General features: G+C 71.8%; 9 protein-coding genes and 1 pseudogene. 1 reads left to right on the top strand and 9 read right to left on the bottom strand.

All coding sequences use genetic code 11. The annotated features are described in order from the left end of the window. The 7 genes from ABD823_RS33450 to ABD823_RS33420 all read right to left on the bottom strand — a co-directional run. Positions 1-1,583: dipeptide ABC transporter ATP-binding protein (locus ABD823_RS33450; protein ID WP_344866789.1), on the bottom strand; the 1,583-nt coding region annotated here is incomplete at its 3' end. Further along, a complete protein-coding gene (locus tag ABD823_RS33445; RefSeq protein WP_344866787.1) occupies positions 1,580-2,419 on the bottom strand; it encodes an ABC transporter permease in 840 nt (279 codons plus the stop codon). The genes ABD823_RS33450 and ABD823_RS33445, both read right to left, overlap by 4 nt. Before the next feature lie 3 nt (positions 2,420-2,422). Further along, positions 2,423-3,400, bottom strand: coding sequence for an ABC transporter permease (locus tag ABD823_RS33440; RefSeq protein ID WP_344866785.1), 978 nt, complete (start codon positions 3,398-3,400; stop codon positions 2,423-2,425). A 458-nt stretch (positions 3,401-3,858) separates the two neighbouring features. After that, the gene (locus ABD823_RS33435) at positions 3,859-5,118 is read right to left on the bottom strand and encodes a saccharopine dehydrogenase family protein (protein WP_344866783.1); all 1,260 of its coding nucleotides are present in this window, start codon (positions 5,116-5,118) and stop codon (positions 3,859-3,861) included. A gap of 347 nt (positions 5,119-5,465) precedes the next feature. Beyond that, positions 5,466-6,719 (bottom strand): extracellular solute-binding protein, encoded by a 1,254-nt coding sequence (locus ABD823_RS33430; protein WP_344866781.1) that lies wholly within the window; start codon positions 6,717-6,719, stop codon positions 5,466-5,468. 140 nt (positions 6,720-6,859) lie between these two features. Continuing rightward, positions 6,860-8,368, bottom strand: coding sequence for a CoA-acylating methylmalonate-semialdehyde dehydrogenase (locus ABD823_RS33425; RefSeq protein WP_344866791.1), 1,509 nt, complete (start codon positions 8,366-8,368; stop codon positions 6,860-6,862). Between the two features lie 18 nt (positions 8,369-8,386). After that, a complete protein-coding gene (locus ABD823_RS33420) occupies positions 8,387-9,685 on the bottom strand; it encodes an aspartate aminotransferase family protein (RefSeq protein WP_344866779.1) in 1,299 nt (432 codons plus the stop codon). A gap of 382 nt (positions 9,686-10,067) precedes the next feature. Between ABD823_RS33420 and ABD823_RS33415 the strand changes: the two genes are divergently transcribed. Further along, positions 10,068-10,370: a hypothetical protein gene (locus ABD823_RS33415; protein WP_344866777.1), complete on the top strand. Its 303-nt coding sequence runs from the start codon at positions 10,068-10,070 to the stop codon at positions 10,368-10,370. On the opposite strand, the gene ABD823_RS33410 is transcribed toward ABD823_RS33415, so the two are convergent. Together ABD823_RS33410 and ABD823_RS33405 are read right to left on the bottom strand one after the other, a co-directional pair. Continuing rightward, positions 10,333-10,536 carry a hypothetical protein gene (locus tag ABD823_RS33410; RefSeq protein ID WP_344866775.1) on the bottom strand — a complete coding sequence of 68 codons (204 nt, stop codon included), beginning with the start codon at positions 10,534-10,536 and terminating at the stop codon, positions 10,333-10,335. The two genes, ABD823_RS33415 and ABD823_RS33410, sit on opposite strands and share 38 nt — an antisense overlap. A 90-nt stretch (positions 10,537-10,626) precedes the next feature. Next, positions 10,627-10,798: pseudogene (locus ABD823_RS33405) on the bottom strand (IS110 family transposase); the annotation flags it as partial.

The raw sequence follows: 10,798 nt of genomic DNA, 5'->3' as shown, positions 1-10,798 counted from the left end.
TCCAGGGCCAGCGCCCGGGCGATGCCGATGCGCTGGCGCTGGCCGCCGGAGAAGTGCTGCGGGTAGCGCTCGGCGTGCTCGGGCGCGAGGCCGACCAGGGTGAGCAGCTCGGCGACCCTGGCCTTGACCGCCTTGGCGTCCCTGTACCCGTGCGCGCGCAGCGGCTCGGCGAGGATGTCGCCGACCGGCATGCGCGGGTCGAGCGCGGCCATCGGGTCCTGGAAGACGATCTGCAGGTCCCGGCGGAGCCCCTTGCGCTCGGCCTTGCCGAGCTTCGCGCTGTCCTTGCCGAGCACCACGACCGAGCCGCCCTGCGGCGCCTGAAGCTGCATGATCTGCTGGAGCGTGGTGGTCTTGCCGCAGCCCGACTCGCCGACCAGGGCCAGCGTCTCGCCCTCGCGGACGTCGAAGCTGATGCCGTCCACCGCGTGGACCGTTCCGACCCGCCGCTTGAAGACCATGCCCTTCATCAGCGGGTAGTGCCGGACGAGGCCGTCCACCTCCAGCACGGTCCGGCGCTCCTCGCGGGGGCCGAGCCCGGCCGGCGCGGCCGGGGCCTCGGGCACCGGGTAGACGTCCGCGCCGTCGAGGTTCTTCAACTCGATCTCGTGGGCCCGGATGCAGGCCGCCATGCGGCCGCCGGTGCCGATCCGCTCCAGGTCCGGCTCGGCGTCGTCGCAGGCGTCGACCTTGAGCGGGCAGCGCGGCGCGAACGGGCAGCCCTTCGGGAGATCGGCCGGCGAGGGCGGGTTGCCCTCGATCGGGATCAGCCGCTCGGTCGGGCGGTCCATCCGCGGGATCGAGGCGAGCAGGCCCATCGTGTACGGCTGGCGCGGGCGGTGGTAGATCTCTTCCACGGTGCCCGTCTCGACCGGCTTGCCGGCGTACATCACCAGCACCCGGTCGGCCAGCCCGGCGACGACCCCCAGGTCGTGGGTGATCATCACGATGCCGGCGCCGGTCTCCCGCTGCGCGGTCTTGAGCACCTCCAGCACCTGCGCCTGGATGGTCACGTCCAGCGCGGTGGTCGGCTCGTCGCAGATCAGCACGTCGGGGTCGTTGGCGATGGCCATGGCGATCATCGCGCGCTGGCGCATGCCGCCGGAGAACTCGTGCGGGAAGGCCTTGGCCCGCACGTCCGGGTGCGGGATGCCGACCAGGTCGAGCAGCTCCACGGCGCGCTTGGCGGCGACGTCCCTGCCCACCTTCTGGTGGATGCGCACGGCCTCGGCGATCTGGTCGCCGATCGTGTAGACCGGGGTGAACGCGGAGAGCGGATCCTGGAAGATCATGCCGATGTTCTTGCCGCGGAGCCGGTTCAGCTCCCTCTCCGGCGCGCCGATCAGCTCCCGGCCGTGCAGCTTCACCGAGCCGCTGACCTCCGTGCCCTCCGGGAGCAGGCCCATCACCGCGAGAGAGGTCACCGACTTGCCGGAACCCGACTCTCCGACGATGCCGAGCACCTCGCCCCGGTGGAGCCGGTAGCCGACGCCGCGCACGGCCTTGATGCCGCCGCGGAAGGTGACGTTGAGGTCGGTCACTTCGAGGACGGGCGTGCCGTTCCCCGCGGTGGGCTCGTTCACTTGTTGCTCCCCGGGTCGAGGGCGTCGCGCAGGCCGTCGCCGATGAGGTTGACGCTGAGCACGAGCAGGACGAGCAGGCCGGCCGGGAAGAGGAAGAGCCACGGGTAGCCGGTGACCTTGTCGCTGCCGGCCGCGATGAGCGTGCCGAGCGAGACGTCGGGCGGCTGGATGCCGAACCCGAAGAAGGACAGCGACGCCTCGCCGATGATCGCCGTGCTGACGTTGAGTGTGGCGTCGATGATCAGCAGAGAGGAGAGGTTCGGCACGATGTGCCGCAGGATGATCTTCCAGCCGGGGATGCCCATGTAGCGGGCGGCCAGCACGAACTCGCGCTCCCGCAGGGAGAGCGTCATGCTCCGCACCATCCGGGAGGTGATCATCCAGGAGAAGAGCGCGAGCAGGGCGACGAACCAGAGCCAGGAGCCGCCCTTGAGCCGCGGCGAGACGATCGCGATGATCAGGAAGCTGGGCAGCACGAGCAGCAGGTCCGCGCCCCACATCAGGGCCTTGTCCGCCCAGCCGCCGAGGTAGCCGGCGGTCGCGCCGACCAGGGCGGCCAGTCCGGTGGAGACGAGGGCGACGAGGAAGCCGATGACGATCGACTTCTGCATGCCGCGCAGCGTGACCGCGTAGACGTCCTGGCCGATCTGGGTGGTGCCCCACCAGTGGTCGGCCGAGGGCGGCATGAGGAAGGCGCTGAAGTCCTTGTCGGTCCAGTCGTAGGGGCCGAGGAAGGGGCCGACGTAGGCCAGCGCCAGGAGCAGGACCAGCGCGAGCAGGCCGTAGCGGGCCTGCCGGTTCCGCAGCATGCGGGCGAGGACGACCTTGGAACGCATCTTTCAGCTCACCCGCACCCGGGGGTCGATGGCCGCCACGAGCAGATCCGACAGGAAACCGGCCACCAGGACGCAGACGGCGGTGAACAGGCTCACCGCGGCGACCGCGTTGGTGTCGTGAGTGTGGATCGAGTCGACCAGCCAGGCTCCCATGCCGTGCCAGCCGAAGATCTTCTCGGTGAAGGTCGCACCGGTCAGCATCGTGCCGAACGAGAAGGCGAAGTAGGTCGCGACCGGGACCAGCGAGGTCCGCAGCGCGTGCTTGAACAGCGCGTCCCTGCGGCTGAGCCCCTTGGCGCGGGCGGTCCGGACGAAGTCCTGGCCCAGCACGTCGAGCATCATGTTCCGCTGGATCCGGCTGTAGTAGGCGATCTGGCCGAGGCTGAGCGAGATCGTCGGCAGGATCAGGTGGTTGAGCCGGTTGGCGAACTGCTCCCAGCCGCTCAGCGCAGGGTTGTACTCGCCGGTGTACTCCAGGAGCGTGAAGCCCAGCGCGTCGTTGAGCCCGACCGCCGCGATGGTCAGCAGCGTGGCGAGCACGAAGACCGGGATCGCCATGACCACGAAGGAGCTGACCCCGATAGCCCGGTCGCTGATCCTGTACTGCTTGACCGCGGCGTAGGCGCCGACGCTCACTCCGACGGCCGCGCCGACGAGCGTGCCGACGAGCAGCAGGCGCAGGCTCACCCCGACCCGGCGGCCCATCTCCTCGTTGATGGACTTGCCGTCCCAGGTCTTGCCCAGGTCACCCGTGGCGACCCCGGCGACCCAGGTGACGTAGCGCTGGAAGACCGGCGTCTTGTCGTTGAGGTTGTAGTCGTCCAGCGTCGCGTCGATGACGGCCTCGGCCACCGGTGGCTGGCGGTCCTCGTACTTGAAGCGCGGGTTGAGGCTGGTCGCGGCGAGGAAGTAGGCCATGCTCGCGGCGATCGCCACCAGCAGCACGTTGCTGACCAGCCGCTTGAACAGGTAGGCGCCCATCATCCTCCCCTCGGGGATCGCGCGGGAGTGCGAGGGGCGCTCGTCAGCCGGTTACCCGGACATACAGAAATCCCCGTTAACGCACGATTGATCCCGGTTTAAGGGTTTTAGGCCGGGATAAGCGAAACGATACCCGCGGGTAGCGAGTGGAGCAGACCGTAAGAGATAACGATCCAACGTAGATATGTCCGTTTCTCGTGACGTATGTGCAGATTTCGTGACAGACAGCACAGCGGGCCGGAGGCTCCCGGCGATCCCCGCAGGCAGCGGCTCCGGCGCGCCGCGATCCCGACCGGCCCACCCCCGCACCGGCCCGCTCCGGCCCCCGGACGGCCTGGGCTCCGGACGGCCCGGACGGCCCGGACGACTCGGCCCCGGACCTGTGGACGGTCCCGGCACGGCGAGGGGGCGGCCCCCGGTGGTCCGGGTGGCCGCCCCCTTCGTCAGGCGGGTCGCCGTCAGGCGGACAGGAGCACCTCGCGGTCCTGCCCGGGCTCGCGGAGCTGCTCGACCTTCGTCTGGTCGCGCATCCCCCACGGCGAGCCGTAGTCGTTGAGCAGTTCCAGGAACGGCACCGCGTCGAACGCCTCAGGCCCCAGCACGCCCGTGCCCGACCACACCCCGCGGGCCAGCAGTTCCAGCGCCACCACGGGGTGCACGGCCGTCTGCCAGACCACGGCCTGGCAACCGTACTCGCGCATGGACCAGGAGTTGTCGACCACGTGGTACAGGTAGACCTCGCGCGGCTCGCCGTCCTTGCCGAGGCCCTTCACCCAGGTGCCGGCGCAGGTCTTGCCGCGCATCCGGTCGCCGAGCGTGGCCGGGTCGGGCAGCCGGGCCGCCACCACGTCGCGCGGCGAGGTCTCGACCCCGCCCACCTTGATCTTGTCGGCGCTGTCGAGGCCCAGCTTGCGCAGGGTCTTCAGCACGCTGATGAACTCCTCGCCGAGGCCGTACTTGAACGTCACCCGCCTGGCGTCGATCCAGCGCGGCACGAGCAGGACCTCCTCGTGCTCGACGTTGACGCACTCGACCGGCCCGATGCCCTCGGGGAAGTCGAACACCTCGGGCTCGCTGAACGGCTCGGTGGTGCGCCAGGCCCCGTCCTCCCAGACCACCGGCGGGTTGAGGCACTCCTCGATGGTCGTCCAGATGGAGAAGGTCGGCGCGAAGTCGTAACCGTCCACCACGAGGTTGGACCCGTCGCGGACGCCGATCTCGTCGATCTCCGAGAACAGGTGGTCGGCGGCGTAGCGGGCGAAGACGTCGGCCAGCCCCGGCTCCACCCCCATGCCCACCAGCGCCAGGGAGCCCTTGGCCCGCCACTCGCCGTCCAGCGCGAACTGCTCGTCGCCCAGCTTCACCCCCGGCAGCTCGTACGGCCGGAGCGGGTGGGGCTTCGACAGCGACATCGCCATGTCGAGGTAGCGGGCCCCGGCGTTCAGCGCGGCCCGGAACAGCGGCATGGTGAAGCGCGGGTCCACGGCGTTGAAGAGCACGTCGCAGCGGTGCTCGGCGAGAGCGGCCTCGACCGCCCCCTGGTCGGAGGCGTCCAGCGCGATGGCGCTGAAGCGCGGGTCTCCGATCTTGGCCACGACCTCCGTGGCCCGGCTCTGTTTAGAGTCCGCCACCACGATGTGTTCGAAGAAATCTCGGCGGGCGGCGATGGGAACGACGGCGGAGCCGACGCCGCCGGCCCCCACAAGAAGGATTCTCATGCCGGGACTCTATAACTGACTGGTCGACCAGTCGATAGCGTGGACGGAGTTTTTCCACCGAATCCACAGCAGGAGAAGGTGATCACCGCGGAAACCGTCGCGGCCCGCGGAGGCGGCGGTGAGCGACCGGCGCGTCGCGGACCGGCCGGGCACCGGCGGCCCGTCGCGGACGCGCTCCGGGCCCGTGCGCGGGCACGGCGAGAGCACCCGGCGGACGCGCGGGAAGGCGGGCGCCCCGGGGCCGGGGGAAGCACCCGGGGCGCCCCTGGCAGGCGCCGTCCGGCGGGTGGACCGGACGCGCCCGCGGCTCGTCGGTCACCGGCGGGGCGGTCCGCCCGCGTCGTCGCCTACTTCACGAGATCCTTCCAGCGGGCCACCCAGTCGGTGTAGTCAGTGCATTCCCCGCCCGGGCCTCCGCAATCCCGCGATGGGCGGACGGCAAAGAACACCTTGTCCGGCCGCTCGCCGTCCCGCGCCCCGTAGACGGCGCAGACATGGCGGGCGCGCCCGGTGCAGGCCTCCGGGTTGGCCGGCGCCAGCCCCGTCCAGGCGGCGGCCCAGCGCTGCGCCTCGGCCGAGGTGATCCAGTTGAGCCACCGGTAGGCGCAGTTCGGGCTGGCGGCGTCCGCGGTGACCATCCACGAGTCGGCCCAGCCGGTCCGCGGCGCGTCCCCGAAGGTCCCCGCCGGCCGGCCCGCACGCGCGAAGAGGTCGGCGTGGTACGGCCACGCCTGGGCCAGGCCCACCCTCCCGCTCGCCAGCGCCCGGACCACCTCGACCGGATCGTCCCAGTAGATCCGCTCGGCGCCGTCCCGCTCGGCGAGCAGCCCGACCGCCGCGTCGAGCTGGGCCGGGGTGAGCCGGAAGGGGTCGGAGACGCCCGCTCCGGATCCGGTCCGCGCGAGCGCGAGCGCGGCGTCGGCGATGCCCAGCGGGTCGTTCCTGATCGCCGCCGGGCCCTCCGTGTAGAGGTCCTCGGGGCCGTCGTGGCGGCCGCCGCCGTGGACGACCTGGTTGACCCCCCACAGGTAGGGGACGCCGTAGACCTGGTCCTTCCAGCGCAGCGCGGGCAGCTCGCGCAGCCACTCCGGGATGTCCCCGTACGGCTCGACCAGGGCGGTGTCCACCGGCGCGACCCGCCCGGCGGCCATCAGCTCCCCGGCCAGCTCCGGGGTGGGCGAGACGACGTCGTAGGAGCCGCGGCCCAGCCTGGCGGCCATCTCCTCGCCCGTCCGGACCCGGTCGAGCGCCACGACCCGGCACCCGGTCTCCCGCTCGAACGGCGTGACCCAGTCGACCTTCGCGCTCGTCCCGCCGTACTCGACGCGGCCCTGCAGCGTCAGCACGCGCAGGGTCCCCTCGGAGGCCCCGATCGCGGGCGAGGGGCTCGCGCTCGCGGCGGGACTCGCGCTCGCGCCCGTGCCCGGTGAGCCCGTGGGCGCCGCAGACGGCGCCGCGGTGACGCCCGCCGCGGGCGCCGGCGCCGAACCGGCCGCGAGCCGCAACCCGGCGTCCGCCGTTCCGCCGCAGGCCGCGAGCGCCAGGACGCCCGCCCCCGCCGTCGCCGCCAGCCTCGTGCGGCGGAGCCGGTCCCTGCCCACGTAAACCCCCCTTGACGACGCCGCTGCCGACCTGCTCGGAGCCTACCTGTCCCGGGGCCGGGGCCGCGGCGGAGGCGCGCTCCGCTGGGCCCGCGGCGCGGGAGGCCGGGGGCCCAGCGGAGCGGCCGGCCGGGGAGCGGTCAGCCGTTGGCGGGGAAGCCCAGGTCGACGCCGCCGTGGCCGGGGTCGGGCCAGCGCGAGGTGACGACCTTGCCCCGGGTGTAGAAGTGCACGCCCTCGGTGCCGTGGACGTGCGTGTCCCCGAAGAGCGAGGCCTTCCAGCCGCCGAAGCTGTAGAACGCCATCGGCACCGGGATCGGCACGTTGATGCCGACCATGCCGACCTCCACCTCGTTCTGGAAGCGCCGGGCGGCGCGGCCGTCGTTGGTGAAGACGGCGGTGCCGTTGCCGTACTCGCCGCCGTTGATCAGTGCCAGGCCCTCGGCGTAGGAGGAGACCCGCACCACCGCCAGGACTGGGCCGAAGATCTCCTCGGTGTGCACCCGGGAGCCCGGCGGGACGTGGTCGAGCACGGTGGGCCCGAGCCAGAAGCCGGGCGTCTCGGCCGCGGCGCCGCCGCCGAGGACCGGGGTGAGCCTGCCGTCCACCACCAGCTTCGCGCCCTCGGCGACGCCCAGGTCCAGGTAGGAGGCCACCTTGTCGCGGTGGGCCGCGGTGACCAGCGGGCCCATCTCGGAGCGGGGGTCGTCCCCGGGGCCGACGACGAGCTTCTCCACCCGGGAGACGATCTTCTCGACGAGCGCGTCGCCGACCGGGTCCACGGCCAGCACGACGGAGATCGCCATGCACCGCTCGCCGGCCGAGCCGAAGCCCGCCGAGACCGCGGCGTCGGCGACGAGGTCGAGGTCGGCGTCGGGCAGGACGAGCATGTGGTTCTTGGCGCCGCCGAGCGCCTGGACCCGCTTGCCGGCCGCGGTGCCGGTCTCGTAGACGTAGCGGGCGATCGGGGTGGAGCCGACGAACGAGACCGCCTTGACGTCCGGGTGCGCCAGGAGACGGTCCACGGCCTCCTTGTCGCCCTGGACCACGTTGAAGACGCCGTCCGGCAGCCCCGCCTCCCGCCAGAGCCGGGCCAGCAGCAGCGAGGCCGACGGGTCCTTCTCCGAGGGCTTGAGCACGAACGTGTTGCCGCAGGCGATCGCGATCGGGAACATCCACATCGGGACCATGGCGGGGAAGTTGAACGGGGTGATCCCGGCGACCACGCCCAGCGGCTGGCGGATCGAGTAGGAGTCGACCCGGGTCGAGACGCCCTCGGAGAAGCCGCCCTTGAGCAGGTGCGGGATGCCGCAGGCGAACTCCACCACCTCCAGGCCGCGGGCGACCTCGCCCAGCGCGTCGGAGCGCACCTTGCCGTGCTCGGCGCTGATCAGCCCGGCCAGCTCGTCCGCGTGGGCGTGTACGAGCTCGCGGAAGCGGAACAGCACCTGCGAGCGCTTCACCAGCGGGGTGTCCCGCCAGGCGGGGTGGGCCGCGGCCGCGGCCGCCACGGCAGCGTCGACCTCCGCGGCCGAGGCGAGCCGTACCCGCCCGGAGACCTCGCCCGTCGCCGGGTCGAAGACCTCCGCGCCGCGGCCCTCGCCCGCGACGGGGGTTCCGTTGATCCAGTGGGTGATGTCCTTCACGATCCTGTGCTCCCCGTGCGCCTACGGCGCGACTTGTGCGTTGACGGTCTCCAGCGCGGCGACGACGATCCCGAGGCCCTCGGCGGCCTCCTCCGTCGTCAGGGTGAGCGGCGGCGCCATGCGCAGCACGTTGCCGTGCAGCCCGCCCTTGCCCACGAGCAGGCCCGCCTTCCTGCTCTCCTCCATGAAGGCGGCGGCGAGCTCCGGGGAGGGCGCGCCGGTGGCGGGGTCGATCAGCTCGACGGCGAACATCAGCCCCTTGCCGCGCACGTCGCCGACGATCGGCAGCCGCGGCGCGGCCTCCCGGAGGCCGTCGATGATCAGCGCGCCGGTCCGCGCGGCGTTCGCCTGCAGGTCGTGGTCGAGCACGTAGTCCAGGGTCGCGTTGGCGGCGGCCATGGAGACCGGGTTGCCGCCGAAGGTGGACAGGCCGGTCGCGTGCGGGGCGTCCATCAGGTCGCCGCGGGCGACGACGCCGCCGACCGCGAAGCCGTTGCCGAGGCCCTTGGCGAAGGTCATCATGTCCGGCGTGACGCCGTGGTTCCGGATGCCGAAGAAGGCCGAGCCGGTCCGGCCCCAGCCGGTCTGCACCTCGTCGGAGACGAACAGGATCCCCTCGGCGTCGAGGACCTCCTTGTAGGCGGCGAACAGCCCGTCGGGCGCCATGGTGAACCCGCCCACGCCCTGGACCGGCTCGGCGATCAGCGCGGCCACGTCGCCTCCGGCGGCGGTGGCGAGCACGTGGCGCAGGTCCTCGACGCAGGCCGCGATGTACTCGGCGTCCGACATGCCGCGGAACTGGGGCAGGTGCCGGTCGGTGCCGTGCAGGAAGTGCACGTTCAGCGGCGACAGGGAGTTGTTCCGCCAGGAGCGGTTGCCCGTCACGCCCGCCGTACCGAAGCTGCGGCCGTGGTAGCTCTGCCGCATGGCGAGCACCTGGTCGGACCTGCGCGCGTAGGTGGCCAGCAGCAGGGCCGCCTCGTTGGCCTCGGTGCCGGAGTTGGTGAAGAAGACCTTCGCGTCCTCGATCCCGGACAGCCTGGCGATCTTCTCGGCGAGCTCGATCTGGCCGCGGAGCAGGTAGACGGTGGAGGTGTGCACCACCCCGGTGGCGAGCTGACGCTCGACCGCCTCGCGCACCTCGGGCACGTCGTACCCGATCATGTTGGTCAGGATGCCCGCGAAGAAGTCCAGGTAGCTCTTGCCGGACGCGTCGACGACCCGGCACCCCTTGCCGCCGACGATCTCGATGGGCTCGTTGTAGTAGAGGGTCAGCCAGTCGGGCATGACCGCCCGGTGACGCGCAAGAAGGTCTGACATGCACCGAGTATCCCGGTTCGCCACCCCGGCTCCCACCCGCCGGACTGTCGGGGAAAGTCCTCCGGAGCCGTCACCGTGTAAATCTCCGCGGACCGCCCGCCCGTCCCGGCGCACCGGCGGGACCAGCGGTCTCGGCCCAGTACCCCCGAAGACATCCCACAGTGCTAAGCCGTCAAGCGAGCGGCCCCTACTGGCCGATCCCGGATGACCAGCCGGGTTGTCATCGGTGCTGAGCAGGGAGCGCCCCTACGGGAGCGACGGTGTGCGCTCCGCCGCCCGCGCAACGCCAGACGGCCGTTCCGCGTTCCAGGTCGGCGTGTAGGCCCAGGTGGTGCACCGGGCAGGTCGGCCAGACCGTCCAGATCAGCTCCATGATCGTTTCTTGGGCGGCGTCGGCGATGTTCGCCAGCGCTCCCTGGAGATCTCGTCCCGCAACGGGCCGGATGCCGTTGCCGTGATGACCGCCCTGGAATTCCACCCAGGCCTGACCGCTGTCGTCCCAGCCCGGCGTGACCAGCCGGAGCGTTCCGGCGATCCCGGCGGCGCGAACATCGCGTTCTGCGATCCCCAGTGCCTGTTCCAGCGTCGCCCACAGGCCCGGTTCCAGGGCGAAGGTCGGTTCGAAACCGATGTCGTCGAGCAGACGTTCACCCAGCCGGGTCGGCCACCGTCAGATCAGCGGTAGGGCGTTCGAGGACTTCCTGCACGGCGACGGTGCGTCGGCCCCACTCCTCCAGCAGGCACGCCAATTCCAGGACCGGGCCCGCATCGAGGTCACCGGAGCGCAATGCCGCATAGATCCGGCCGCCCACCTCGGCGAAAGCCGGCCCGGGCTGCTCATAGAAATGCATGCCGCAGTGTCGCCTACTGCCGGAAGCCGATCCAAATGAGAAACCGCACCAGCGGCGATGATGTCCGCATGTTCATGAGCTGCGCGGTTTTCAGCGCGGCCAGGCAGCGTCAGCGGTTCGCATGTCCCAGGCGCGCTGCTCGTCATAGCCGGTGCGACGGCGCAGGCAGCCGTGGTAGATGCCGACCAGGCGGTTGGCCAGCACCCGCAGGGCCGCATGATGGCCGGCTCCGGCGGCGCGGTGCCGGTCGTAGAGGGTGCGG

The organism is Planomonospora alba (assembly GCF_039534085.1).
Taxonomy (GTDB): domain Bacteria; phylum Actinomycetota; class Actinomycetes; order Streptosporangiales; family Streptosporangiaceae; genus Planomonospora_B; species Planomonospora_B alba.
Note: the sequence above shows the minus strand (reverse complement) of the source record. Positions and strands in the feature narration are given on the sequence as shown.